The sequence below is a fragment of the Spirillospora albida genome, from assembly GCF_000718255.1.
GTDB lineage: Bacteria > Actinomycetota > Actinomycetes > Streptosporangiales > Streptosporangiaceae > Spirillospora > Spirillospora albida.
In genome coordinates this window covers 204,286-229,453 of the sequence record NZ_JOFJ01000007.1, presented here as the reverse complement: position 1 = coordinate 229,453, position 25,168 = coordinate 204,286, and the positions used below count along the sequence as shown (strand labels likewise).

The window sequence follows — 25,168 nt, the reverse complement described above, 5'->3', positions numbered from 1 at the left end:
CGATCAGCGCCTTCCCGAACGGCCCGGACGCGCCGAAGCACGCCGACGACACCAGCGCGTACCCCAGCCCCTCGGCGCGCATGCGCGCGGCACCGACCATCCGCCGCCCCCTTCCACCGGCCCGGCTAAGCAGCATCCTGCCATAACGGTCATTACATCCGGGTGGGGCGGGCTCCGCCGCGGGCCCGCGGCGCCCCGCGACGGGACTACTATTCGCCGGGTGAGCTGGCAGGCGGCCGGGGGACCCGGCGGAACCGGAGGCGGCCCGAGCGGGGACCTGTTCGCCGCGGTCGAGGGCAACGTGCGCGAACTCGTCGCGTCCCCGTGGTGGCGGTCGGCGCAGCCCCAGGACCGCGCCGCGCAGGTCGCCGCGCGGATGCTGTGGGGCGCCGGCGAATGGTGGCTCTACGGCGCCTGGGGCCGCTGGTACCGGTGCGGCCTCGACGGCTCCTGGCACCCCTGCCCGCCGCCCGCCGCGTTCGACGACCGCCGCGTCGCCGTCCCCGCCCCCCGCGGCGCCGGGACCCCGCCCGTCCCCCCGCAGCTCTACCCCACCGGCCCCGACCTGGCCGCCGGACGCGTCGCGCCGCTGGGGTTCCTCGGGCCGGTGCCCGACACCGCCGTCGTCGCCCGCGTCTCCCAGGCGATCACCACCGCCCTCGCGGTGAACCCCGCCCAGTTCGCGCAGCGCGACCCCATGTTCCAGCCCGGCACGCCCAGCACCGTCGCCGCCGCGTGGGGCGCGCTCCTGTGGTGCGCGGGCTCCCCCGTCGTCCTCACCGAGCACCCCCTCATCGAGTCGTTCATCCCGTTCCTGACGACCTCGGCCGAGCAGCTCCACTGGATGATGCCGCCCGACTTCTCCACCCTCGCCGGCTACTACGTCCACCGCCTCGGCGCGGGCGACGCCGGCGGCGCCGCCCACATCGCCCGCGTCATGTACGAGGTCGCCGCCGCGCTGCAGGCCGACCCCCGGTTCCGGCCCGGCGCCGACGCCCTCGCCGCCATCACCGCCGCGTCCCTGCGGCTGGTGAACCAGGACATGGCGACCGTCCGGTACGGGCCCGACGCGATCCTGCAGGAATGGCGGCGCCGCTGCCCCGCCGAGCACGCGACCCCGATGGTCCGCGACACCGCGCCCGGCGAGTTCCTCCGCCTCGCCCTCTACGACCTTCAGGAGATCGTCGCGGACCTGACCGGCCCCCGGCCCCCCGCGACCGGCGGCCGCCCCCACGACGAGGCCCGCCGCGCGGGCATCGCCGTCCTGGCCGCCGACCTGCAGGCCGCTCCCGGCGCTCTCCCGGCGCTCCAGCGCTGGCTCGACCCCGACGGCGCCCGCGTCCTGCAGGCCGTCCTGTCCGACACCGCGCATCCGCTGCGGGACCTGTGGCCCCGCGACGGGCGGCTCCCCGACGCCCTGCGCCGCGACGACGCCGACGCCCTCGCCGCGCTGCTGTCCACCACCTACACGATCGGGCTGACGTGGTGCCGGCTGGCGCAGGTCCCGCCGCCCGCGACGGGGTTCGCGGTCCCGCAGGCCGCCGCCGCGGAACTGACGTCCCCCGCGATGCACACCCCGCCCTCCACCGACGAGCTGTCGGCCTGGGACATCATCAAGGCCGCCCGCGCGCACATGGCGGCCGAGCGCGAGACCGCGGCCCCCGACCTGCCGGTCGCGCCCGTCCCCGCCCCGCAGGCCGAACCGCCCGCGGACATCCCGGCGGGCCCGCCCGTCCCTCCCCCGGCCCCGCCCCCCGGCGTCGGCTTCGCAACCCCCGACCCGGTCCGCGATCCGGCCGCCGGGCAGGCGGCCGAGCCGCCGCGGACACCGCCGCCGCCCGCCGCACCGCAGGAACCCGCGCCCGGCCCCGCCCTGGAGCCTCCCCCGCCCGCCTGGCCCGACCCCGGCCGCACGACCGCCGACACCGCCCGCCCCGCACCCGCCGACCCCCCGCCGCCCCCGGCGGAACCGGCGACGCAGCTCGACGGGGGCGCGTTCCGCACCCAGCTCGACCGCGCCCCCGACGCGGCCTGGCCCGGCGCCCCCCACGACGGCCCCCCGCCGCCCGCGGAGCCCGCCCCGGCGGCGCCCGCGGGAGACCTGCCACCCCCGCCGGCACCGGTGCAGGAACCCCCGCCGCCGGTCCCGGCCGGCCCCGCACCGGAACCGACCGCCCAGATCGCCGAGGCCTACGGCATCCGGTTCCTGTGCGGCGCCGACGACATCGAACGGGTCGTCACCGAGACGCGGCGGCGCGGGAAATGGACGCGGCGGCTGCGCGGCCAGGAGATGTCGAGCGCGTCCGCGCCGGCGCTGCTGCTCATCGGCGCGCCGTCCAGCGGGCAGCGGCGGCTCGCGCGGATGGTCGCGCGGGCCCTCGCGGAGGTCGACGCCTCCAGCGGCGAGGTCCACAGCGTCCACGCCGAGGACCTGCGCGACGAAGGCCCCGACGGGCTCCGCGCCGCCCTCGCCCGGCACTCCGGGCACGTCCTGCTGCTGGACGGCCTCGACGGGCTGATCCTGGACGAGACGCAGGGCCGCGCCTACGCCACCGCCCTGTACCGGGCGCGGCTGGAGGACGTCAGCGACACCGCGCTGCTGGCCACCTGCGGCCCGGACAGGGTCGGCGAGCTGACGGCGGCGTCCCCCGAGCTCGTCACGGACCTGCGCGCCGTCCGCCTGCCCGACCTGTCGGGGGCCCGCGCCCGCGCGGCGCTGCTGGGCGTCCTGGCCCGCGAGCGGCGGCTGCGCCTCGCCCAGGACGCGTGGGCGGTGGTGAACGCCGACATCGGCGGCCTGCGCAGCCGGGGCCGCCTCACCGGCGCCCGCCTCGTCGAGGCCTACCTGGACCGCGCCGCCACCCGCCACCTCGGCAGCGCCGAAGAGACCCGGGCGATCGGCGGTGCCCTCACCCTGACCGGCGCCGACTTCGACGGCCTGGCCGCCGAACTGTCCGGCCCCTGACCCCGCGGCGGCCGGTCCCGCCCAGGGAAGGCGGCACAGCGGGCCCGCCCCCGGGCATACGGGCCACCTCGCCCGCCCAGGGGCCAGATCACCTGGGCGGGCGATCCGGGGGCGGCCCTCCTGAGCAGGCCACCTGGGGCAGGCCATTCGAGGGCTTGCCATCTGGAGGCGTGCCACCCGGGAGTATGCCGTCGGGTGGCCTGTCGTCCGGCGAGGGTCGACCGGTGGCGTGTCACCTCGGGGCTACGTCGTCGTCGCCTTGGGCGGCCGGGGCGGGGAATCGTCGGGGGTGCCCGGCACCATGGGGGTGTGGATCGCGTCGACCGGCTCCTCGCGCTCGTCGCCGAGCTGCGCGCGGCGGCGCCCCGCGCGGTGGACCCGCGCGCCTGCGCCGAGCGGCTCGGGGTGAGCGAGCGGACCGTCCGGCGCGACCTGGAGCTCCTCACCCACGGCGGGCTGCCCGTCGAGGCCGAGCGGGGCCGCGGCTACCTGCTGCGGGAACAGGACGCACCGCCCGTGCTCGGCGAGGTCGCGTCGCTGATGGGGCCGGTCCGCGACACCCTCGCGGCGGCGGTCCGGTCCCGCCGCGTCGTCCGCCTCGCCTACACCGACCAGGCCGGGACGCGCAGCTACCGCGACGTCGAGGCGCACGGCCTCGTCATCGCCCCCTACGGCGAGTACCTCGTCGGCTGGTGCCGGATGCGGGACGGGCCCCGCATGTTCCGCCTCGACCGGATCGGCGCGGCGTTCCTGTCGGGGCGCGGCGCGCAGGTCCGCGACCTGGACGCGCTGCTCGCGGCGCTGCGGGTCCCGCTGCCGCGCCCGCCGGCGGACGCCGCGGGTCCGCGCGGCCCGGCGGACGCGACCAGGGCACGCGCGTGGACGCTGGACCGGCTGGAGTCCGTCCGGTCCCGGCTGCGGGACGCGGTCGCCGGCGCCCGCGGCGGCGAGCCGGGCGCGGCGGCCCTGCGGGCGGTGCTGGGCCATCTCGCCGAATGGACCCGCTGGCAGGTCGCGGCGATCCGCGCGGCCGCGACCGGCGCCGGCCCCGCCCCGGACGGCCGCCCGCCGCCGAACACGGCCGCGTTCGGCTCCGACCTGCCCTACGACGCCCGGGAACGCCTCATCCAGGACGCGATGGCGCTGCGCGGCCTCGGCGACATCGCCCGCGACCTGCAGGAGGTCCTGGACGCGGCGGCGCACTGGGCGGCGGACTGCGACGACGCCCTCTGGGAGGCCGGGCCGCCCGACCCCCGCCCCTGCGGCCCGCCCGGCCCGCCGCGCCCCCTCGCCGACCTCATCGCGGGCTGGCGCGGCCCCCTCGCGCACATCGAGTGGCACCTGGACCGGCTCACCGGCGACCCGCCGGAACCGTCGCCCCCCGACGACGAGGACGCCTTCGTGGTGGACCGCTGCCCCCTCCAGACCTGAGCCGCGACACGCCTGATGGCGGGGCGATGGAATGAGCACCCCCGTGATGCCGTTATGGTGGAGGACGTCGGTGTGGCATGTGTCCCCCGGGCTCTACACAACGCCTTCGGGGAATACCGCCGGGCCCTCCGCGGTCCGGGCCGGAGCCCCGTTGTGCCTTTCGCCGTGAGGCGACCAACCACACCGGCCTCGACGCCGAGGCCCCGGCGAGAGCGATCTCGCCGGGGCCTCGGCGTTTCTCACGCCGCGGCGGCGCCGCGGAGCGCGCCGGTCACGTGACCGCGGCGACGACCGCGGCCGCGACGGCGGTGACGGCGGCCAGGACCGCGACCACGGCGGCCGCGACCAGCCGGACACGACGGCTCGGCGGGCGGCCCACCGAAAGGCGCCGGCGGCGGGCGCCGTGCCGCGCGAGGCGATGCGCCAGCCGCGGTGCGTCCTCACTCAGCCGGACCTCGATTTCCGCGAGGATCCGCCGCTCCTCCATCGACAGCGCCATGCTTCGTACCTCCGGGGGGAGTGCAGGGGTACTGGATTCCTCCCCACCGAGCATGATCATTATCCCGGTCGGGTGGCGACCGTCACACCCCGTCCCGGCGCGCTCTCATGCTGTCCCCGCCCCACCGCCGTCACCCGGTAGGTGTACGTGCGGCCCGCCCGCACCGACGGGTCGGCGATCCCCCCGCCCCGCACCACCGCGATCAGCCGCGACGGGTCGACCGCCGCGCACCCGCCGCCCGCGCCGTCCGTCCGGTACACCGCGTACGCGACGGCGTCCCGCGACGGCCGCCACCGCACCGTGACCGCCTTCCCCGACACCCGCCCCGACACCCCCCGCACCGGCTCGGGCGCCGCACCGCCGCGCGCCGGCGGCGGCAGCGCCGGCCGCGCGTAGTGGTCGTCGCGGAGCCGCGCGGCGAACCCGCGGCGGTTCCCCGCGATGTCGGACGCGCTGAAGAACACGTCCCCCCGCACCGCCGGATACCGCGCGTTCAGCGTGAGGTGCCGCGACAGCTCCGCCGGGTCCTTCCACGCCTCGTCCTCCCCGACCCGGTACCCGGCCTGGCCGATCGTCAGCTGCACCCGCGTGCCCTCGACCTGCCGCGCCCACCACGCCACCAGCGCGGCGTAGTCGGCGCGTGAGTCGCCGATCGGCCAGTACAGCTGCGGGGTGACGTAGTCGATCCACCCCTGCCGGATCCACGCGCGGGTGTCGGCGAAGATGTCGTCGTAGCTCTGCAGCGCCCGCGTCGGCGACCCCGCCGGGTCGGTGCCGCGGTTCCGCCACACCCCGAACGGGCTGATCCCGAACCGCACCCACGGCTTGGCCGCACGGATCCGCTGCGACAGGTCCCGGACGAGGGTGTCGACGTTGCGGCGCCGCCAGTCGCCCTTCCCCATCCCGCCCCCGTACGCCTTGAAGGTGGCGGCGTCGGGGAACGCGCCGTCCTCGGGATACGGGTAGAAGTAGTCGTCGAAGTGGACCGCGTCGATGTCGTACTTGGCGACCACGTCCATCACCGCGTTCGTGACCAGCTCCCGCACCCGCGGGATGCCCGGGTCGTACCACATCCCGCCCCCGTACTTGCGGACCCAGTCCGGGTGCTTGCGCGCCGGGCTGCCGGGGGCCAGCTTCTCCAGGTCGTCGTGGCGGCTCACCCGGTAGGGGTTGAACCAGGCGTGGAACTCCAGATTCCGGGCGTGCGCCTCGTCCAGCATGAACTTCAGGACGTCGTAGCCCGGGTCCTTCCCGGGCGTCCCGGTGATCCACTGCGACCACGGCTCGTGCGGCGAGGCGTAGAACGCGTCGGAGTTCGGGCGGATCTGCACGAACACCGCGTTCATGTTCATCGCCCGCGCCGTGTCCAGGAGCCGCACGAACGCGGCCTTCTGCTCGGCCGTGGACGCGCCCGCGTCCTTCGGCCAGTCGATCCCCGCGACCGTCGCGATCCACATCCCCCGCAGCTGCCGCGCCCGCGAGTCGCCCGGCGCGGCGACCGCCGCGCACTCACCGCCGCGGCCCGGCACGACCGGCGCCCGGTCCCCCGCCGCCCGCTCGCCACCCCCGAACGCGGGCACGCCGCAGCCCGCGACCGCCGCCACCGCCAGCCCCGACAGGGCCGCCGCCGCGGCGACCGCCGCCTTCCGCTCCGTCCGCCTGCGCGCTGCCATAGCCGCCCATTGTTACGCACACCCCGCCATGCCAGGACCGCAATCCGGACATTCGTCCCGGCGTCGCCGTGCCCGCCGTCCCACCTGCCGCCGCCCCCGCTAGGGTCGCACCATGGACGCCACCAGCCCCGCCACCGTCATCGAGAGGACCACCGGAGTCGGCGGTGAACTCGTCCTGCGCCGCGCCGGCGACCACTACGAGATCATCAGCAACGGCGTGTTCCTCATGGACACCCGCAACGGCGCCTCCGAGCGCCTCCTCGTCCGCGCCGCCACCGAGACCCTCGACGGGCCGTCCCGCATCACGATCGGCGGCCTCGGCGCCGGATTCTCCCTCGCGGAGGCGCTCCGCCTCCCCGGCACCGCCCACGTCACCGTCGTCGAACGCGAACCCGCCGTCGTCGCCTGGCACGCCACCGTCCTGCGGCCCTGGTCCGAGGGCGGCCTCGACGACCCCCGCGTCACCGTCGCCCGCGCCGACCTCCTCGACTGGCTCACCGACCCCCGCGACGGCGCCTTCGACGCCCTCTGCCTCGACATCGACAACGGCCCCGACTGGACCGTCACCCCCGGCAACGCCCGCCTGTACTCCGGCGCCGGCCTCGACCTCCTCACCCGCCGCCTCACCCCCCGCGGCGTCCTCGCCGTCTGGAGCGCGGGACGGGCCCCCGCCTTCCACGACCTCCTGCGGACCCGCTTCACCCGCGTCGAGGCCCGCCCCGTGCCCGCCCTCCGCGGCGAACCCGACATCGTCTACCTCGCCCGGGAACCCCGCCCGCCCCGGTCCACAAATCCAGGACACCCAGGTATGTAGACCCGCGCCACTCATTCCGGATGGGTGATTCGCTAGGTTTCGGCCTGACACCATCCTTTCGGGAGGATCTCAGTGGCCACCGTTCACGCACCCCGGCGCCGCCCCGCCGTCCTGGGCGACCTGCTCCCCGGCTCCCTCGCCCGCGACACCGCCCTCGTCCTCGGCTCCGCGGCCCTCGTCGGCATCGCCGCCCAGATCGCCGTCCCGCTGCCCGGCACCCCCGTGCCCGTCACCGGCCAGACCTTCGCCGTCCTCCTCGCCGGCGCCGCCCTCGGCCGCACCCGCGCCGCCCTCGGCATGCTCGTCTACCTCTTCGCCGGCATGGCCGGCATGCCCTGGTTCACCGAAGGCGGCTCCGGCACCGCCGTCCCCACCCTCGGCTACGTCATCGGCTTCGTCCTCGCCGCGGCGGCCGTCGGCCACCTCGCCGGACACGGCGGCGACCGCACCCCCCTCCGCACCGTCGGCACCATGCTGCTCGGCACAACGATCATGTACGCGGCCGGCGTCCCCTACCTCATGGCCTCCCTCGACGTCAGCCTCGCCAAGGCCGCCGACCTCGGCCTCACCCCCTTCCTCGCCGGCGACGCCCTGAAGGTCCTTCTCGCCGCCGCGCTCCTGCCCGCCGCCTGGAGGCTCACCCGCACCCGCGACTGACCCCACCCCACCCGAACCAGCCCCAACCGGACGCACCCCAACACACCACGACACAACAGCCCGTTCCGCGCCCGCATACGCGCGCGCGGAACGGGCAATCCCCACCAAGAACCCCCACCGGCCCGCCGCCGCACACCCGCCCCCGCCGCTTGAACAGGTTCAAATCTGCCGTACAGTGGCACCTGTGAAGCCCGCCGTGACCGCACCGGACCGCCTCCACGTCCGCACCGTCGAGATCCCCGACCCCGGCGACCTCATCACGGACCTCCCCCACCCCACCGCCCTCGCCTGGATCCACCACGGCGAAGGCATCGCCGGCTGGGGCGAAGCCGCCCGCCTCACCCACCCCGGCGGCGACGACCGCTTCACCACCGCCGACCACGCCCTCCGCGACCTCTTCGCCCACGCCGACGTCCACGACCCCCTCGAACTCCCCGGCACCGGCCCCGTCGCCTTCGGCGGATTCGGCTTCGACCCCAAATCCCCCGACTCCGTCCTCATCGTCCCCCGCCGCATCATCGGCCGCCGCGACGGACGCGCCTGGCTCACCGCCATCGGCGACGGCCCCGAACCCTTCACCCACCCACACCCACCCACACCCCCCACCCACCTCACCTGGAGCGACGGCGCCCTCACCGCCCCCGCCTGGGAACGCGCCGTCGCCACCGCCGTCCAGCGCATCCGCGCCCTCGAAGGCACCGACCGCCTCCACAAGGTCGTCCTCGCCCGCGACCTCCACGCCCGCGCCACCGAACCCATCGACGCCCGCGTCCTCATCCGCCGCCTCGCCGACCGCTTCCCCAACTGCTACACCTTCTCCGTCGCCGGCCTCGTCGGCGCCACCCCCGAACTCCTCATCCGCCGCACCGGCGACCACATCGACTCACTCGTCCTCGCCGGCACCACCGCACGCGGCACCACCCCCGCCGACGACGCCGCCCGCGCCACCCGCCTCGCCGCCTCACCCAAGGACCGCGAAGAACACCGCTACGCCGCCGACATGGTCCGCGACGCCCTCACCCCCCTTTGCACCGAACTCCACGTCCCCGACCGACCCGAAATACTCACCCTCCCCAACCTCATCCACCTCGCCTCACCCGTCCACGGACGCCTCGACCGCGACCGCTCCGTCCTCGACGTCGTCGCCGCCCTCCACCCCACCCCCGCCGTCTGCGGCACCCCCACACACGCCGCCCTCCACCTCATCCGCGAACTCGAAGGCATGGACCGCGGCCGCTACGCCGGACCCGTCGGCTGGATCGACGCCCGCGGCGACGGCGAATGGGGCATCGCCCTGCGCTGCGCCGAGATCAACGGCACCCGCGCCCGCCTCTTCGCCGGCTGCGGCATCGTCGCCGACTCCGACCCCGCCGCCGAACTCGCCGAAGCCCAGACCAAATTCCAGGCCATGCGCCACGCCCTCGAAGGCTGACCCCACCCTCAGGCAACCGGCGGCTGGCACCCCGGACACCAGAACAGATTCCGCGCCGCGACCTCCGCCTGCCGCACCTCCACCCCGCACACCAGGCACGGCAACCCCGCACGCCGGTACACGTACACCTCACCACCGTGATCGTCCACCCGCGGCGCACGCCCCATCGCCTCCGGCGTGTGCTCCGGACGCACCGTATCGATCCGCCCCACCCGAACACCCTCCGCCATCAACACCACAAGATCCGCCCAGATCGCCGACCACACACCCCGATCCAGCCGCCGCCCCGGCAACAGCGGATCCACCCCCTGCCGGAACAGCACCTCCGCCCGGTAGATGTTCCCCGGACCCGCCACCACCGCCTGATCCATCAGCAGCACCGCCACCGGTGCCCGGCTCCGCGAGATCCGCGCCCACGCCCGATCCGGATCCGCGTCCGCCCGCAACGGATCCGGCCCCAGCCGGTCCCGCAGCACCTTCACCCCACCCGGCTCCAGCACCTCGCACGCGTTCGGACCACGCAGATCCCCATAATCCGCCGCACCCGTCAACCGCAGCCGCACCGCACCCACCGGCGCAGGAGCGGGCAGCCCCCCGAACACGAACCGCCCATAGATCCCCAAATGGACGTGCAGCACCCGCTCGTCCTCGAACCCCAGCAGCAGATGCTTCCCATACGCGTCCGCGTCCACCAGGACACGCCCGTCCAGCGACCGCGCCCCCTCCGCGAAACGGCCCTGCGGGCTCTCCGCACCCACAGGGCCCCCCACGAACAACCGCCGGTGCTCGGCGGCCAGACGATGAATGCTGTGTCCCTCCGGCATGACCCGCAGCATAAGCGGACCACCACCGCCGGCATCACTTCCGGGCCGACGCCCCCACCGCACGCATGTGACCGAGAGCCTCCCGGTACGACGCCACCAGGCCCGTCTCCCGGTACGGCACCCCCAGCTCCGCGCAGTGCTCGATCACCAGCGGACGCAGCCGCCGCAGACTGCACCGCGGCACCCCCGGGAACAGGTGATGCTCGATCTGGTAGTTCAGCCCGCCCATCAGCCAATCCGTCGCCACCGAACCCCGCACGTTCCGCGACGTCAGCACCTGCCGCCGCAGATGATCCCACCGCTCACCCGGCCCCGGCATCGCCATCCCCTTGTGGTTCGGCGCGAACACACTCCCCAGATGCACCCCGAACAGCGCATGCTGCAACGCGACCAGCGCCACCGCCTTACCCGGCGACAGCAGCGTGAACGCCAGCGCCAGATACCCCGCCATGTGCCCCGCCAGCAGACCGCCCTCCAGCAGCTGCGCCCGCCGCGAACGGCCCCGCAGGAACAGCACGCTCCCCACCTTCAGGTTCACACCCTCCAGCGTCAGCAGCGGGAAGAACAGCGCCGCCTGATGCCGCGCCACCCACCGCAACGGCCCCCGGCGGCTCTCCGCCTGCTCCGCCGTCCACGCCAGCACACCCTCGCCCACGTCCGGGTCGTGCCCCACCTGGTTCGGATGCGCGTGATGCCGGTTGTGCTTGTCGTTCCACCACCCGCTCCCCATCCCCAGCAGCAGATTCCCCAGGAACAGAGCCCACCACCGGTTCACCCGCGCCGTCCGCGCGATCTGCCGGTGCCCCGCGTCATGCCCCAGGAACCCCGTCCGCGCCGCCAGCACCGCAAGCGGCACCCCCAGCAGCACCACCCACCACGACTCCGCCCCCCACGCGACCGCCGCCCACACCGCCACCGTCGCCGCGAGATTCGAGCCGATCGCCCACCCGTAGTAGCCGCGGCGCCGATCCAGCAGCCCGCTGTCGCGGACGCGCCTGGCCAGCGGCGCGAAATCACTGCCGCGCCGGCTCGGGGAGGAGGGGGGTTGCGTGACGACGTCCAGGGTGGCGGTCATGAAGTCTCCGTTCGCACAACGTAAGCGATCACATTCGAACGGTAGCCTTCCCTCGATCGCGCCGTCTCCACCATCGGGAGCCATCCCGCGCCTGGCTCCCAGGTCTCGGTTCCCCTCCCCGACCCTCCCCCGGCGGTGCGAACTCCCCCACCCCGCGTACACAACGAGCACCCTCCACCAAATATCCGGCAAAGCCGCCCGATAAGCTCACAAGTCATGAGCGCACGCGACCGGTGGATCGATCTGGACGGGGCCGTCAACGCCCGCGACCTCGGGGGACTCCCCACGGCGGACGGCGGCACGACACGGCGCGGCCGGGTCCTGCGCGCCGACAACCTCCAGGGCCTCACCGTCCCGGACATCCGGCAGCTCGTCGGCGACTACGGCCTCAAGAACGTCATCGACCTCCGCAGCGACGCCGAGGTCCGCCTCGAAGGCCCCGGGCCGCTCACCCGCGTCCCCTCCGTCACGATCCACCACCTGTCGCTGTTCTCCGAAGGCGGCCGCCACACCGACGTCGCGGCCGACACCCCCGCCCCCGGCGAGGACGACGCGCAGGTCGACATCGACAAGGTGCTGCCCTGGCAGACACGGGCCGAGCACCCGTCCGGACAGGACCGTTCCATCAGCCACTACCTGGGCTATCTCGCCGACCGCGCCGACTCCATCGTGGCCGCCCTGCGGGTCATGACCCGCACCGACGGCGCGTCCCTCGTGCACTGCGCCGCCGGCAAGGACCGCACCGGCGTCGTCTGCGCCCTCGCCCTTGAGGTCGTCGGCGTCACCCGCGAGGCCATCGTCGCCGACTACGTCCTCACCGGCGAGCGCCTCGAAGGCGTCCTCGCCCGGCTCCGCGCCAGCGACACCTACGCCGCCGACCTCGACTCCCGGCCCGCCGACAGCCACCACCCGCACGCCGCCATCATGGAGAAGTTCCTCGTCCGGCTGGACGAGGAACACGGCGGTCCGCTCGCCTGGCTCGCCGCCCACGCCTGGACCGGCGACGACACCGACGCGCTCAAGGCCCGTCTTCTCGGTTGAGGGTTTGCAACTCTCGTTTTGGTGGAACTTACCCGCCAGGTGGCTTTACACAGTAAATTGAATGTTGAACTCAGTTCGCAGGAAGGCCGGCGACCCCGGTTCAGTAGCCACCGGGGGCTTGCCCGCCGTCACGGCGGCCCGTCTCCTCACGCGGCATCCGCCCCTGCCGGTCCTCGAGACCGTGCCCGCCGGGGCCCATCGGGCCGTGGAAGCCCTCCCCGCCATGCCGCACATCGCGGACGTGCCCCGCTCCCCCGCCGCGGTGACCGTCGTCCGCCGCGACATGCCCCAGCACGAAGCCCCCGGCGCCGCCGGCCAGCACCAGTCCGGCCGCCGCGCCCGCACCGGCGAGCACCGTCCGGCGCCGCAGCCTCGACCAGCGCGAACCGGTGGAGGGTCCCGAGGGGGTGGAGGGCGCAGGCGGAACCTCCGCCGACGCCGGCGCGGGAGTCGGCGCGGCCCCCTGCTCCTCGCCGGGCCGCTCCGGCTTCTCTGACGGCGCGGCCGCCTCATGCTCCGCCGGGCTCTGTCCGCCGGGCAGGTCCTTGTCGCTCACGATGACTCCCATGGTCAGGCTGATCCGATGAGACCAGCGTGACCGCCGAATCCCAGAGTCGCCTGAACACCACCTGGGAATCCGATGAGAAACCGAGCCCGGCCAGGAGCACCCGGTCTCAGCCGGACAGCACCGCGCGGACCGCCTCGTGCGCCGCGTGCCGCAGCTCCGCGTGCAGCGCCGCGTTCTCCTCCCGGTCGGTGCGGGCCTCCACGATCCGCAGGCCGTCCCCCGCGATCGCCTTCGACAGGTCCGCCGCCGCCTCCAGCCGCCGGTACGGCACGCCGTGCGCCGCCGCCACCGCCTCGAAGTCCACCGAGTGCGGCGTGCCGAACACCCGCTCGAACGGGTCCCGCAGCGCCGCCTGCGGCAGCAGCGAGAAGATCCCCCCGCCCCGGTTGTTCACCACCACGAGCGCCAGATCCGGACGCCGGTCCCGCGGCCCGATGATCAGCCCGTTCTGATCGTGCAGGAACGCCAGGTCGCCCAGCACCGCGTAGGAGCGGCCGCTGTGCGCCAGCGCCGCCCCGATCGCCGTCGACACCAGGCCGTCGATGCCCGCCGCGCCCCGGTTCGCCATGATCCGGATCCCGCGCCGGGGCCGCATCACCTGATCCAGGTCGCGGATCGGCATGCTCGCCGCCGTGAACAGCAGCGACCCGCCCGGCATCGCCGCCACCAGGTCCCGCGCGAGCCGCGGCTCCGTCACCGCCGGGATCGCGTCCAGCACCGCGTCGACCGCCGCCGAGGCCGCCCGGTCCGCGGTACGCCACGACCGCAGCCACGCGTCGTCCCCGGACACCACCGGGATCTCGATCTCCTGCGCCACCTGCGTCGCCGACCGCACCGGATCCGGCCAGCGCGCCAGCTCCGGGGCCAGGACGATGTGCTCCTCCGCGCGCCGCAGCAGCGCCAGCAGCGGACGCGACAGCCCCGGCTTGCCCAGCGTCACCACCACCTCCGGGCGGTGCTGCTCCACGAACTCCGGCATGCCCAGCAGGAAATGGTGCGACGACAGGGCGTTCTCGCCGTAGCGCGCGTTGCCGCTCGGCTCCGCGAGCACCGGCCACCCCGCCATCGACGCCGCCGCCACGTACCGCTTCACGTTGGCCGCGCCGTCCCCGACGACGAGGACGCCCCGGCGCGTCGGCGGCACGTGCAGCACCGACCCCGGCGTCGCCGCCCGCACCTTCGTCCACGCGCCGGTCGCGTCGCCGTCCAGCGGCTCGCACCACGACTCGTCGCCGTCCGGGATCAGCGGCTCCCGGAACGCCGCGTTCAGGTGCACCGGGCCCGCCACCGGCGCCTGCGCCAGCCCCCACGCGCGGCTGATCAGCGACCGCCAGTACGCGACCATCCCCGGCCGGTTCTCCGGCGCCCCGACCTCGGTGCTCCACCGCACCGCCGTCCCGTAGAGCTTCACCTGGTCGACCGTCTGGTTCGCGCCCGTGTCCCGCAGCTCCGGCGGCCGGTCCGCGGTCACCACCAGCAGCGGGACCCCCGACTCGTGCGCCTCGATCACCGCCGGGTGGAAGTTCGCCGCCGCCGTCCCCGACGTGCACACCAGGGCGACCGGGCGGCCCGACCGCTTCGCCAGCCCCAGCGCCAGGAACGACGCCGACCGCTCGTCGATCCGCACGTGCAGCCGGACCCGGCCGGCCTCCTCCACCGCCTGCAGCGCCAGCGCCAGCGGCGCCGACCGCGACCCCGGCGCCAGCACCGCGTCCGTCATCCCGCAGCGCAGCAGCTCATCGACCAGGACGGTCGCCATCGCCGTCGCCGGATTCACCGGCCCGCCCCCGTCCGCCCGGCCTTCCCCGCACCCTTGAGGGGGGCGTCCCCGACCGCCGTGCCCCCGCCGAGCACGGCGTCGGCCGCGGCGAGCCGCCGCAGCCACGCCTCCGCGTCCGCGCCCGTCACCTCGTACCGGGCCAGCGCCTCCTCGTCCACGTCCGCGCGCCGGACCTCGATCTCGCCGCCCACCGGACGCAGCGGCGCGCCGGTGACATCGCCCTCCAGCAGCGGCAGCGTCCCCAGCCCGCACGCGTACGGCAGCTCCGGCAGCGCCGCCGCCAGCGCCGCGCCCGCCGCCAGTCCCACCGACGTCTCAACCGCGCTCGACACCACCACCGGCAGCCCGCACGCCTCCGCGACGGCCAGCGCCGCCCGGACCCCGCCGAGCGGCTGCACCTTCAGCACCGCGATGTCGGCGGCCTCCGCGGCGCGGACCTTCAGCGGGTCCTCGGCGCGGCGGATCGACTCGTCGGCGGCGACCGGGACGTCCACCAGGCGCCGCACCCGCGCCAGCTCGTCCAGCGTCGCGCACGGCTGCTCCGCGTACTCCAGCTCCCACCGGTCCAGGGACCGGATCATCCGGGCGGCGTGCTCGACGTCCCAGGCGCCGTTGGCGTCGATCCGGATCCGGCCCCCGGGACCCAGCGCGTCGCGGACGGCCTCCACCCGCGCGAGGTCGTCGGCGTCGGCCTGGCCGCGCTCGGCGACCTTCACCTTCGCCGTCCGGCAGCCCGACCCCTTCGCCAGGTCGTGCGCCCGGTCCGGGCCGACCGCCGGGATCGTGGTGTTCACCGGGATCCGGTCCCGGACGGGCGCGGGCCAGCCGGCCGCCGCCTCACGGGCGGCGGCGAGCCAGCGCGCGCACTCCGCCGCGCCGTACTCGGGGAACGGCGAGAACTCCCCCCAGCCGGCGGGGCCGTCCAGCAGGACGCCCTCCCGCCGCGTGACACCGCGGAACCGCGTCCGCATCGGGATGGAGAAGACCCGCACCCGAAGACCCCCTGCTGTAACGCCACTGCACGAACGCTGCCGTCGAAATGAGGATTCAGTAGTACCACGGGAAACGCGACCAATCGGGATCGCGCTTCTCCAGGAAGGAGTCCCGCCCCTCGGCCGCCTCGTCGGTGCCGTAGGCCAGCCGCGTCGCCTCTCCCGCGAACACCTGCTGCCCCACCATCCCGTCGTCGACCAGGTTGAACGCGAACTTCAGCATCCGCTGCGCCGTCGGGCTCTTCCCATTGATCTTCCGTGCCCATTCCAGGGCGGTCCTCTCCAGCTCCGCATGCGGGACGACGGCGTTGACCATCCCCATCCGGTGCGCGGCCTCGGCGTCGTAGGTGTCGCCGAGGAAGAAGATCTCGCGGGCGAACTTCTGCCCGACCTGCCGCGCCAGGTACGCCGACCCGTACCCGCCGTCGAAGCTCGCCACGTCCGCGTCGGTCTGCTTGAACCGGGCGTGCTCGCGGCTCGCGATGGTCAGGTCGCACACCACGTGCAGGCTGTGCCCGCCGCCGGCCGCCCACCCGGGCACGACGCAGATGACGACCTTGCCCATGAACCGGATCAGCCGCTGCACCTCCAGGATGTGGAGGCGGCCCGCCCGCGCCGGGTCGATCGTGTCGGACGTCTCGCCCTCGGCGTACTTGTAGCCGTCCTTGCCGCGGATGCGCTGGTCGCCGCCCGAGCAGAACGCCCACCCCCCGTCCTTCGGGGACGGCCCGTTCCCGGTCAGCAGCACGCAGCCGATGTCGCTGGACATCCGCGCGTGGTCCAGCGCCCGGTACAGCTCGTCCACCGTGTGGGGGCGGAACGCGTTCCGGATCTCCGGCCGGTCGAACGCGATCCGCACGGTGCCCGACCGACCTCCCGCGCCGCCCCGGTCAACCGCGCGGTGGTACGTGATGTCGGTGAAGCCGAACCCCTCGACCTCTTCCCACGCGTCCGCGTCGAACAGCTCCGAGACCATGCGATCCTCTCTTCCTCTCCCGCGGCCGTCGGCCCTGCCCGTGCGACCCGGTGCCCCATTCAACCGCTGCCGGTTTCGAACGTGTTCAGCGGGGTCGGCTACCCTGGACGATCATGGATCGCCGTCTGCACGCCGTCGTGCTGCCGCCCGGCCCGCGCCTGCTCGCGGCCCTCGCCGCCGCGCTCGACGGCACCGGCCCCGCGATCTGCCCCCTCTCCCCCGACCTGCCGGAACCCGCCCTCCGCGCCCTCCTCGACGTCCTCGCCCCCCACGCCGTGGAGACCGAGGCCGGTACCGCCCCCGGGCCGGGGGAGCCCGCCCCGGTCCCGGACGGCACCGCCGTGCTGATCGCCACGTCCGGCTCCACCGGCACCCCCAAGATCGTCGAGCTGTCCGCGGCGGCGCTCGCCCACTCCGCGCGCGGCACCCTGGAGCGGGTCGGCGCGGGACGCGGCGAGCGCTGGCTGTGCTGCGTCCCGACCAGCCACATCTCCGGCGTCCAGGTCCTGGTCCGTGCCCTGGTCTCGGGCGGCGAACCGCTGATCCACCCGCGTTTCGACACCGGCGCCGTGCTCGCGGCCGCGTCCGAGGCGAAGGGCGCGCACATCTCCCTCGTCCCGACCCAGCTGCGTCGCCTGCTGGACGCCGGGGCCGACCCCTCGCGGTTCGGCGCGATCATCCTCGGCGGCGCCGCCGCGCCGCCCGGCCTGCTCGCCGAGACCCGCGCGCGCGGCGGCCGCCTCCACACCACCTACGGGATGAGCGAGACCTGCGGCGGCTGCGTCTACGACGGCGTCCCTCTCGCCGGGATGCGCGCGGACGTCGGCGCGGACGGCCGGATCCGCCTGGCCGGCTCGTCCCTGTTCACCGGCTACCGGCGGCGCCCCGATCTGACCGCCGCCGCCATGGAGGGCGACTGGTTCGTCACGCAGGACCTCGGCGCCCTCGAGGCCGGCGGGCGGCTCCGCGTCCGGGGCCGCGCCGACGACGTGATCAACACGGGCGGGGAGAAGGTCGTGGCGGGCGAGGTCGCCGCCGCGCTGGCCCGGCACCCCAAGATCCGGGACGTCGCGGTGGTCGGCCGGCCCGACCCCGAATGGGGCGAGCGGGTCGCCGCCGTCGTCGTGCCCGCCGCCGACACCCCCGGACTCGGCGAGCTGCGCGCGTTCGTCCGGGAGACCCTCCCCGCCTACGCGGCGCCCCGGGAGCTCGACCTCGTGGACGCGATCCCGCTGCTGCCGTCCGGCAAGCCCGATCTCGCCCGTTTGCGCTCTGACCAGGAGTGATATCGGTCACATTGCATCCCGCCCCTGCTCTTTACATAGTAAGGTGCAATCCGGTCCCGATCGGCGTGAACACCGCGCGGGCGGGCATCCCCGGCGACCCGGCCGCCCTTTCACGCCGACCTCCCCCGGAGGCGCCGCCCCGGGCGTCCGGGAACAACGACATGGCCGCTCCGCGTTCCGACTAATGCGTGCGCCACCAGAGAACCCGCCATCGCGCCGCACTCACACCATTGAAGGGAGGGGGGCGTCCCCATGCCGCGATCCGCCGCTGAGACCCCGCCCACGGAGGCGACGAGCCCCGCACTCGACGACCTCCTGAAGCGCGGTCGCGCCCAGGGGCGCCTCTCGCTGGACGAGGTGCGCACCGCCTTCGACACCGCCGGGATCAGCCCCGCCCAGGGCCGCTCGATCCTGCGCGAGCTCTCCGACTCCGGCATCGGCCTCGCCGGCCACGCCGACACGCCCGCCGACCCCGCCGACGCCCCGGCGGACGAGGCCGAGGGCACCGCCAAGAAGCGCGCGGCCCGCAAGCCCGCCGCGAAGAAGACCGCCACGGGGAAGGCCCCCGCGGCCAAGAGCACGGCGAAGAAGGCGTCCGGCACCCGCAAGGCCGCCGACGAGCCCGCCGAGGCCCCCGCCGGCACGGACGAAACGCCCCCCGACGAGACGCTCGAGCCCACCGAGACCGAGGTCGAGGTCGCCGCCGTCGCCGACCTGGACGACCAGTCCACGGCCATGGGCGACTCCGTCCACACGTACCTGAAGGCCATCGGCCGCCGCCGGCTCCTCACCGCCGAGCAGGAGGTCGACCTCGCCAAGCGGATCGAGGCCGGCCTGTACGCCGAGCACAAGCTGGAGAACGAGAAGCTGTCCCCGCGGGCGCGGATCGACCTGGAGTGCATCGCCGCCGACGGCCGCCGCGCCAAGGCGCACATGCTGGAGGCCAACCTCCGCCTCGTGGTGTCGGTCGCCAAGAAGTACTCCGACCGGGGCCTGTCGCTGCTGGACGTCGTCCAGGAGGGCAACCTCGGCCTGATCCGCGCGGTCGAGAAGTTCGACTACACCAAGGGCTACAAATTCTCCACCTACGCGATGTGGTGGATCCGCCAGGCCATCCAGCGCGGCTTCGCCGACTCGGCCCGGACGATCCGGCTCCCCGTCCACGTGCTGGAGATGCTGAGCAAGCTCAGCCGCGTCGAGCGCGAGATGCACCAGCGGCTCGGCCGCGAGCCCACGCCCGAGGAGCTGGCCGCCGAGCTCGACAAGACGCCCGAGCAGGTCCGCGAGCTGCTGCGCACCAGCCGCCAGCCGATCAGCCTCGACTCCACCATCGGCGAGGACGGCGAGACCCGCATCGGCGACCTCATCGAGGACACCGACAGCCCCGAGGCGTCCGACCTCGTCGACCGGCAGCTCATGGCCGACCAGCTGCGCCGCACCCTGGACGTGCTGTCCCCCCGCGAAGCCAAGATCATGGCGATGCGGTTCGGGCTGTACGACGGGACGCCGCGCACGCTCGACGAGATCGGCAAGGCGCTCGGGCTGACCCGGGAGCGGATCCGGCAGCTGGAGAAGGAGTCGCTGTCGAAGCTGCGGCACCCCAGCAACGCCCGCCCGCTGCTCGACTTCGCCGTCTGACCCGCCGCGCCCTCAGGCGAGGGCAGCGGGCCGGCACTCCGGCGAACGGGCCCGGTCGTACCTGCGCAGGACGAGGCGCGCCACGGCGTCGTGGGCGCCGAGCGGCGCGGTCACGGCGTCCGCGCCGCAATCCGCCATCCGGCCGTGGAACCGGCCCGGCGCCAGCAGGTACGACACGACGGCGACATGCCGCGCGCCGTCCCGCCGCGCCCGCGCGACGGCCTCGTCCAGCGGCGGCCCGTCCGCGGCGACGAACCCGTAGGGCACGGGCCGCCCCAGCCGCTCCCCGAGCAGCCGGGCCGCGGCCGCGACGTCCTCCCGCCCGGCGGGGTCCGCCGAACCCGCCGCGCCGAGGACCACGCCGTCCACCCGGCGCGGCGGAGCCTGACCGGCCCGGCCCCCGTCTCCGAGGGACTCGGCGAGGCGGGCGGTCAGGGCCGTGGTCAGCAGGGCGTCCGGGCCCAGGGGCGGCGTCGTCACGGCCGCGGACAGCAGCCGGGACGCCCGGTCCGGGATGTCGATCAGCGCGTGGTAGCCGCGTGCCAGGAGCAGCGGGACCACGACCACCGGGCCGTCCGCGCCGTCCTCCCGCAGGGACGCCGCCGCGTCCTCCAGCGACGGCTCGGACAGCTCCCCGTACGCCTCGGCGACCCGCAGGCCCGGCCGCAGCGCGCGCACCCGGTCCAGCAGGGACCGGACGGCGACGGGACCGGACGGGTCACGGGTGCCGTGGGCGACCGCCAGCAGGGCGGGCGCGCTCCCCCCATCGATGTCCTCACGCACCGGGGACCACCCTGCCGCCCAGGCCCACGTCACCCGGCCGCGGATCGCACGCCAGCCGGTACCCGCGCTTCACCACCGTCTCGACGATCCCGGCCCGGCCGAGACCCCGGCGCAGCCGCGCCACCGCCATCTCCACCGCGTGCTCGTCGGCCTGCGGGCGCGCCTCCCGGGGCCGCGCCCAGGCGTCGCCCGCCTCCTGCAGCCGGCTCGGCAGCACACCGCACAGCTCCGCCCGCGACACCACGTGGCCGGGCCGCCGCGCGAGCGCCCGCAGGATCGCCATCGGCGCCGGCGCGATCGGCCGCAGCCGCCCGTCCAGCACCACGGCGTGGCCCCGCAGCTCCAGCGCGGCGCCGCCCACCTCCAGGCGGCGGGCGCGCCGGCGCGGCAGGTCCGCGACGACCGCGCGGGCGAGCGCGCCGATGCGGGCCCGCTCCGGCTGGACGGTCGGCACGTCCCGGTCGGTCAGCGCCCGCGCCGTCACCGGCCCGACGCACGCCGCCACCACATGGGTGCGCAGCGCCTCCAGCAGCCGCTCCTCCAGATCGTCCTCCGCCGCGACCGCGAGGGTCGCGGCGACGGCGGGCGCGCTGGTGAACGCGATCGCGTCGACCGTGCCCGCGACCGCCTGCCCGACCAGGCGGCGCAGCGGGGTCGTGTCGTCGGTCCGCGTCCACCGGTACACCGGGATCTCGATGACCGTCGCGCCCGCGTCGCGGAGCGCGCCGGTCAGCTCCGGCAGCCGCTCCCCGTACAGCTGGACGGCGATCCGCGCGCCCGCCAGGTCCTTCTCCAGCAGGTGCCGCAGGACCTCGTCGCAGCTCTCCGACTCCGGCGACCACCGCTCCTGCAGCCCGGCCGAGCGGACCGCGCCGCGCGCCTTCGGGCCGCGCGCCACGATGTCGGACGCCCCGAGCCGGGCGACCAGCGCGTCCCGCAGCCCCCACCCGTCGGCCGTCTCCAGCCACGCCCGGAAGCCGATGCCCGTCGTCACCACCACGTGGTCCAGCGGCGGCTCCAGGCACGCCCGGGTCGCCGCCAGCAGCTCGGCGTCGTCGGAGAGGGGGATCAGCCGGATCGCGGGCGCGAGCACGACCCGCGCGCCGCGCCGCTCCAGCAGCGCGGCCAGCTCCTCATGCCGGCGGGCCGCCGTCACGCCGACGGCGAAGCCCGCCAGCGGCTCACTGCCCGTGCCCATCGGAGAGCGCCACCTCCACGCGATCGCCCGCGGTCCGCCGGATCAGGTGCGTCGGCACCGCGACCCGCGGATCGTCCAGGCACGTCCCCGTCCGCAGGTCGAACACCTGCTTGTACATCGGGGACGCCACGGTCGGCGCGCCGCCCCGGGTCCCGAGGATCCCCCGCGACAGCACATGGGCGCCGCTGAACGGGTCCAGGTTCGCCAGCGCGTAGAGGGCGCCGTCGAACGCCCGGAACAGCGCGACCTGCGTGCCCTCCACCATCGCGCAGGCACCCCGCTCCGGGATCAGGTCGTCGTAGGCGCAGACGTCGAACCAGCGGGCCTCCCGTGCGGGGCTCGCGGCGTCCCTGACGAGCGTCGCTTCGGGTGTGGTGGTCATCGGCGGCAACCCTCCTGGCGGGAACCGGCGCGCAGGGCCGGTGTGATCGGTCGCGTACGGTCACGATCCTGCGCAGGGGCCGTTTCGCGCTTGGGTCCCCTTTGTCACCGGCGTGTTAAAAGACGCTCACCGCCCGAAACCGGATCCCGGCCGGTCAGCCGCCCCGCACGGCGCGCCTGACGGTCTCGGGTCAAGCGTTGTCGACCGCTGTCATGGCCCATTCGTCGCCGTCGCGGCGATCGCCGAACGGATTCGCGGCCCTCCGGCGACCCCGCGGACGGATGCGGCCGTGGGAGCGGTTCCGTCCCGTCTCCCGCGGCGGCGGAACGCCTAACCTCGGACCATGCCCGACCTCTCCTACTACGCGTCGCTTCCCCGGACCCGCGGCGCGGCGGCCGCGCTGCTGCTCGACGACCTCGGGCGGGTCCTGCTGGTCAAGCCCACCTACAAGGAGGGCTGGTTCCTGCCCGGCGGCGTCATCGAGGCCGACGAGTCCCCCCTCGCCGCGTGCGTGCGGGAATGCGAGGAGGAGCTCGGCCTCGTGCCCCGCCTGGACGGCCTCGCCTGCGTCGACTGGGGCCCGCCGCGCGACGGCGTCGACTCCGTCAACGTGTTCGTGTTCGGCGGGACGATCAGCGCGGCGGAGGCCGCCGGCATCCGGCTGCCGCCCGAGGAGCTGTCCGACCACGTCCTGGTGGCGCCGGAGAAGGTCGCCGAGCTCGCGCCGCCGCACGTCGCCCGGCGGATGGCGCCGAGCCTGCGCGCCGTCGCCGCCGGCCGTCCCGTCTACCTGGAGGACGGGCGCGAGCGGCTCGCCGGCCCCCGCGGCTGACGCCCGCCGCCACGCTCCGGCCGCTCTGCTCACAACGGGTCACGGCGCGCGGTGCGGCGGAGTTAGCGCCGCCGCATCGTGGCCCACACACCCGCGAAATCCCAGATTCCTACCTTCGTGGCGCTGACACCACCCACGAGGACAAGGAATCCGATGACCCTCACCGCCCCCACCGGCACCCGGCGCCCGCCGGGCCGGCGCACCGGCCGCTGGATCGACGAGTGGCGCCCGGAGGATCCCGCGTTCTGGGACGCCGGGGGCCGCCGGATCGCCCGCCGCAACCTGGTCTTCTCCATCCTGGCCGAGCACATCGGCTTCTCGGTGTGGACGATGTGGTCGGTGCTCGTGCTGTTCCTCGGCCCCGAGTACGGCATCGACCCCGCCGGGAAGTTCACCCTCACCGCCGTCCCGGCGCTGATCGGCTCCGCGCTGCGGATCCCCTACACCTTCGCCGTCGCCCGCTTCGGCGGACGCAACTGGACGGTGTTCTCCGCCGCCCTGCTGCTCGTCCCGTCCGTCCTCGCCGCGTTCCTCATCGAGCCCGGCGTGTCGTACGGGACGCTGCTGCTGCTCGCGGCCATCGCGGGCGTCGGCGGCGGCAACTTCGCCTCGTCCATGGCCAACATCAACGCGTTCTACCCGCAGCGGCTCAAGGGCTGGGCGCTCGGCATCAACGCCGGCGGCGGCAACCTCGGCGTCGCCGTCGTCCAGATCGTCGGCCTGCTCGTGCTCGCCACGGCGGGCGCCGGGCACCCCGGCCTCGTCGCCGGGATCTACATCCCCCTGATCGTCCTCGCCGCCCTCGGCGCCGCCCTCGCCATGGACAACCTCACGCAGGCCCGCAACGACGGCGGCGCCATGCGGGAGGTGTGCCGCGACCCGCACACCTGGATCATGTCCTTCCTCTACATCGGGACGTTCGGATCGTTCATCGGGTTCGGGTTCGCGTTCGGGCAGGTCCTGCAAGTGCAGTTCGCCGAGGAGTTCGACACCCCCGTCAAGGCCGCGTACCTGACGTTCCTCGGCCCGCTGCTCGGCTCGCTCATCCGGCCCGTCGGCGGGCGCCTCGCCGACCGGGCGGGCGGCGCGAAGGTCACGTTCGCCACGTTCGCCGCCATGGCCGGCGCCGCCGCGCTCGTCCTCGCCGCGTCCCGCAGCGGGTCCCTGGCGCTGTTCATCAGCGGGTTCGTGCTGCTGTTCGTCCTCAGCGGCCTCGGCAACGGCTCCACCTACAAGATGATCCCCGCGATCTTCGAGGCGAAGGCGCGGCTGCGCGTCGCCGCCGGGAAGGACGCGGACGCCGCCGAGCAGCGCGCCCGCCGGCTGTCCGGCGCGCTCATCGGCATCGCGGGCGCGGTCGGCGCGTCCGGCGGCGTCCTCGTCAACATGGCGTTCCGGCAGTCGTTCCAGACGTCCGGCACCGGCGACGCCGCCTACGCCGCCTTCATCGCCTACTACGCGCTGTGCCTCGCCGTCACCTGGCTGGTCTACCTGCGGAACCACCCGAGGAAGCCGGCGGGCGTCTGACGCCCGCCCGCACCGTCCGCGGCCGCCCGTCCCGCCGCCGGCCGGACCCCTCACCGGGGTCCGGCCTGCCGGGCGACCGGCCCGAGGACCGCAGCACCGCCTCCCACGCGTCGCCCGACCCGAGCGGCAGGTGCGGGACGCCCCAGTGCCACGCCGACACCAGCAGATCCGGGTCCTTCGGCCGGTAGTCCGATCCCATCGCCCGCGCCATGTCCCAGGCGTGCAGATGCCACTCCACGCACGCCGCCCCCGCGTGGTCGCCGACCGTGTACTTCGTGCCCCGGTACACCAGGTGCGTCCGGTCCCACATGTCCGGCATCAGGTCGGCGTACGCGCCCGCCGACACGCCGAACGACATGATCCGGTCAGGGCCCGGCTCGGGCGGCAGCACCGCGAGCTCCGCCGCGTTCTGCCGCGCCTGCTGCCGGATCAGCACCGCCGTCGCCGCGTCCCGCGCGAACAGCTTCGCCAGCCGGGAGTCCGGCGCGTCCTGCAGGTACTCCAGGAAGTTCTCCGCCACGCACCGCAGATGCCCGGCCAGGTCGATCAGCCGCCATTCCGTGCACGGCGTCGGGGCGTCCCAGTCGCGGACCTCCCCGGCCAGCGTGCGGATCGCCAGCATCCCGTCGTGGTAGGACTCCAGTACGCGTCGCCGGTCCGGCGGCGTGCGCTCCACGTGACATCCCCCCGCGTCCCGAGCACCCGTGCCCCTCCCCCGCCGGGCCCTTCCCGCGCACCCGCGGCGCGATCGCCGTGCGGTGCGGGGCGCCCCGCGCTCCCCCGAGAGGGCAGACT

Annotated in this window: 22 protein-coding genes; 10 read left to right on the top strand and 12 right to left on the bottom strand. The window is 75.2% G+C overall.

Annotated elements, in window-relative coordinates; all coding sequences use genetic code 11:
* Positions 1-220: 220 nt before the first annotated feature.
* Complete coding sequence (locus IE99_RS30230; protein WP_030168638.1) at positions 221-2,965, top strand: hypothetical protein; 2,745 nt, start codon at positions 221-223, stop codon at positions 2,963-2,965.
* Positions 2,966-3,274: 309 nt separating this feature from the next.
* Positions 3,275-4,396 (top strand): helix-turn-helix transcriptional regulator, encoded by a 1,122-nt coding sequence (locus tag IE99_RS32645; protein WP_030168634.1) that lies wholly within the window; start codon positions 3,275-3,277, stop codon positions 4,394-4,396.
* 271 nt (positions 4,397-4,667) lie between these two features.
* Here IE99_RS32645 and IE99_RS0112505 read toward each other — a convergent pair whose 3' ends face one another.
* Both IE99_RS0112505 and IE99_RS0112500 read right to left on the bottom strand, forming a co-directional pair.
* On the bottom strand, positions 4,668-4,895 hold the full coding sequence (locus tag IE99_RS0112505) for a DUF3040 domain-containing protein (protein WP_030168630.1): 228 nt from the start codon (positions 4,893-4,895) through the stop codon (positions 4,668-4,670).
* A 59-nt stretch (positions 4,896-4,954) separates the two neighbouring features.
* Entirely contained in the window at positions 4,955-6,568 is a 1,614-nt protein-coding gene (locus tag IE99_RS0112500) for a glycoside hydrolase family 10-like protein (protein ID WP_030168626.1), read from the bottom strand.
* Positions 6,569-6,680: 112 nt separating this feature from the next.
* Here IE99_RS0112500 and IE99_RS0112495 point away from each other — a divergent pair, with 112 nt between their 5' ends.
* From IE99_RS0112495 to IE99_RS0112485, 3 genes are all read left to right on the top strand, one after another.
* Positions 6,681-7,382 carry a spermine/spermidine synthase domain-containing protein gene (locus IE99_RS0112495; RefSeq protein ID WP_051712429.1) on the top strand — a complete coding sequence of 234 codons (702 nt, stop codon included), beginning with the start codon at positions 6,681-6,683 and terminating at the stop codon, positions 7,380-7,382.
* Positions 7,383-7,454: 72 nt separating this feature from the next.
* On the top strand, positions 7,455-8,039 hold the full coding sequence (locus tag IE99_RS0112490) for a biotin transporter BioY (RefSeq protein WP_030168619.1): 585 nt from the start codon (positions 7,455-7,457) through the stop codon (positions 8,037-8,039).
* 184 nt (positions 8,040-8,223) lie between these two features.
* Complete coding sequence (locus IE99_RS0112485; RefSeq protein ID WP_030168611.1) at positions 8,224-9,471, top strand: isochorismate synthase; 1,248 nt, start codon at positions 8,224-8,226, stop codon at positions 9,469-9,471.
* Between the two features lie 8 nt (positions 9,472-9,479).
* Here the strand turns inward: IE99_RS0112485 and IE99_RS0112480 are convergent, their stop codons facing one another.
* A complete protein-coding gene (locus tag IE99_RS0112480) occupies positions 9,480-10,295 on the bottom strand; it encodes an Fpg/Nei family DNA glycosylase (protein WP_030168608.1) in 816 nt (271 codons plus the stop codon).
* Between the two features lie 34 nt (positions 10,296-10,329).
* Positions 10,330-11,370 (bottom strand): fatty acid desaturase family protein, encoded by a 1,041-nt coding sequence (locus IE99_RS0112475; RefSeq protein WP_030168605.1) that lies wholly within the window; start codon positions 11,368-11,370, stop codon positions 10,330-10,332.
* A gap of 216 nt (positions 11,371-11,586) precedes the next feature.
* Here IE99_RS0112475 and IE99_RS0112470 point away from each other — a divergent pair, with 216 nt between their 5' ends.
* Positions 11,587-12,411, top strand: coding sequence for a tyrosine-protein phosphatase (locus tag IE99_RS0112470; protein WP_030168596.1), 825 nt, complete (start codon positions 11,587-11,589; stop codon positions 12,409-12,411).
* Between the two features lie 100 nt (positions 12,412-12,511).
* Here the strand turns inward: IE99_RS0112470 and IE99_RS0112465 are convergent, their stop codons facing one another.
* The 4 genes from IE99_RS0112465 to IE99_RS0112450 form a co-directional block, all read right to left on the bottom strand.
* Positions 12,512-12,967: a hypothetical protein gene (locus IE99_RS0112465; protein ID WP_157610229.1), complete on the bottom strand. Its 456-nt coding sequence runs from the start codon at positions 12,965-12,967 to the stop codon at positions 12,512-12,514.
* Positions 12,968-13,085: 118 nt separating this feature from the next.
* A complete protein-coding gene (gene menD / locus IE99_RS0112460; protein WP_030168589.1) occupies positions 13,086-14,756 on the bottom strand; it encodes a 2-succinyl-5-enolpyruvyl-6-hydroxy-3-cyclohexene-1-carboxylic-acid synthase in 1,671 nt (556 codons plus the stop codon).
* Complete coding sequence (locus IE99_RS0112455; RefSeq protein WP_051712428.1) at positions 14,753-15,751, bottom strand: o-succinylbenzoate synthase; 999 nt, start codon at positions 15,749-15,751, stop codon at positions 14,753-14,755. Before IE99_RS0112455 ends, menD begins: the two co-directional genes overlap by 4 nt.
* A 55-nt stretch (positions 15,752-15,806) precedes the next feature.
* A complete protein-coding gene (locus IE99_RS0112450) occupies positions 15,807-16,727 on the bottom strand; it encodes a 1,4-dihydroxy-2-naphthoyl-CoA synthase (RefSeq protein WP_030168584.1) in 921 nt (306 codons plus the stop codon).
* Positions 16,728-16,840: 113 nt separating this feature from the next.
* Here IE99_RS0112450 and IE99_RS0112445 point away from each other — a divergent pair, with 113 nt between their 5' ends.
* A complete protein-coding gene (locus IE99_RS0112445; protein WP_030168582.1) occupies positions 16,841-18,013 on the top strand; it encodes an AMP-binding protein in 1,173 nt (390 codons plus the stop codon).
* A gap of 252 nt (positions 18,014-18,265) precedes the next feature.
* The gene (locus IE99_RS0112440; RefSeq protein WP_030168580.1) at positions 18,266-19,651 is read left to right on the top strand and encodes an RNA polymerase sigma factor; all 1,386 of its coding nucleotides are present in this window, start codon (positions 18,266-18,268) and stop codon (positions 19,649-19,651) included.
* Positions 19,652-19,663: 12 nt separating this feature from the next.
* Here IE99_RS0112440 and IE99_RS0112435 read toward each other — a convergent pair whose 3' ends face one another.
* The 3 genes from IE99_RS0112435 to nirD are packed head-to-tail and all read right to left on the bottom strand — an operon-like array spanning position 19,664 to position 22,014.
* Positions 19,664-20,434 (bottom strand): sirohydrochlorin chelatase, encoded by a 771-nt coding sequence (locus IE99_RS0112435; protein ID WP_051712427.1) that lies wholly within the window; start codon positions 20,432-20,434, stop codon positions 19,664-19,666.
* Entirely contained in the window at positions 20,427-21,632 is a 1,206-nt protein-coding gene (locus IE99_RS0112430) for a uroporphyrinogen-III synthase (protein ID WP_037559227.1), read from the bottom strand. Before IE99_RS0112430 ends, IE99_RS0112435 begins: the two co-directional genes overlap by 8 nt.
* Entirely contained in the window at positions 21,616-22,014 is a 399-nt protein-coding gene (nirD, locus tag IE99_RS0112425; protein WP_030168575.1) for a nitrite reductase small subunit NirD, read from the bottom strand. Before nirD ends, IE99_RS0112430 begins: the two co-directional genes overlap by 17 nt.
* 343 nt (positions 22,015-22,357) lie before the next feature.
* On the opposite strand from nirD, the gene IE99_RS0112420 reads away from it, so the two are divergent.
* Positions 22,358-22,846, top strand: coding sequence for an NUDIX domain-containing protein (locus IE99_RS0112420; protein WP_037559224.1), 489 nt, complete (start codon positions 22,358-22,360; stop codon positions 22,844-22,846).
* Positions 22,847-22,999: 153 nt separating this feature from the next.
* On the top strand, positions 23,000-24,373 hold the full coding sequence (locus tag IE99_RS0112415) for a nitrate/nitrite transporter (RefSeq protein ID WP_030168572.1): 1,374 nt from the start codon (positions 23,000-23,002) through the stop codon (positions 24,371-24,373).
* Here IE99_RS0112415 and IE99_RS0112410 read toward each other — a convergent pair.
* Complete coding sequence (locus IE99_RS0112410) at positions 24,321-25,049, bottom strand: maleylpyruvate isomerase N-terminal domain-containing protein (protein ID WP_084219457.1); 729 nt, start codon at positions 25,047-25,049, stop codon at positions 24,321-24,323. The genes IE99_RS0112415 and IE99_RS0112410 overlap by 53 nt on opposite strands.
* Between the last annotated feature and the right edge of the window lie 119 nt (positions 25,050-25,168).

Coding starts and splice junctions, on each gene's coding strand:
- nirD (WP_030168575.1), bottom strand. CDS start 22,014: ATGACCACCACACCCGAAGCGACGCTCGTCAGGGACGCCGCGAGCCCC.
- IE99_RS0112500 (WP_030168626.1), bottom strand. CDS start 6,568: ATGGCAGCGCGCAGGCGGACGGAGCGGAAGGCGGCGGTCGCCGCGGCG.
- IE99_RS0112445 (WP_030168582.1), top strand. CDS start 16,841: ATGGATCGCCGTCTGCACGCCGTCGTGCTGCCGCCCGGCCCGCGCCTG.
- IE99_RS0112440 (WP_030168580.1), top strand. CDS start 18,266: ATGCCGCGATCCGCCGCTGAGACCCCGCCCACGGAGGCGACGAGCCCC.
- IE99_RS0112415 (WP_030168572.1), top strand. CDS start 23,000: ATGACCCTCACCGCCCCCACCGGCACCCGGCGCCCGCCGGGCCGGCGC.
- IE99_RS0112475 (WP_030168605.1), bottom strand. CDS start 11,370: ATGACCGCCACCCTGGACGTCGTCACGCAACCCCCCTCCTCCCCGAGC.
- IE99_RS0112495 (WP_051712429.1), top strand. CDS start 6,681: ATGGACGCCACCAGCCCCGCCACCGTCATCGAGAGGACCACCGGAGTC.
- IE99_RS0112480 (WP_030168608.1), bottom strand. CDS start 10,295: ATGCCGGAGGGACACAGCATTCATCGTCTGGCCGCCGAGCACCGGCGG.
- IE99_RS0112420 (WP_037559224.1), top strand. CDS start 22,358: ATGCCCGACCTCTCCTACTACGCGTCGCTTCCCCGGACCCGCGGCGCG.
- IE99_RS0112450 (WP_030168584.1), bottom strand. CDS start 16,727: ATGGTCTCGGAGCTGTTCGACGCGGACGCGTGGGAAGAGGTCGAGGGG.
- IE99_RS0112430 (WP_037559227.1), bottom strand. CDS start 21,632: ATGGGCACGGGCAGTGAGCCGCTGGCGGGCTTCGCCGTCGGCGTGACG.
- IE99_RS0112505 (WP_030168630.1), bottom strand. CDS start 4,895: ATGGCGCTGTCGATGGAGGAGCGGCGGATCCTCGCGGAAATCGAGGTC.
- IE99_RS0112470 (WP_030168596.1), top strand. CDS start 11,587: ATGAGCGCACGCGACCGGTGGATCGATCTGGACGGGGCCGTCAACGCC.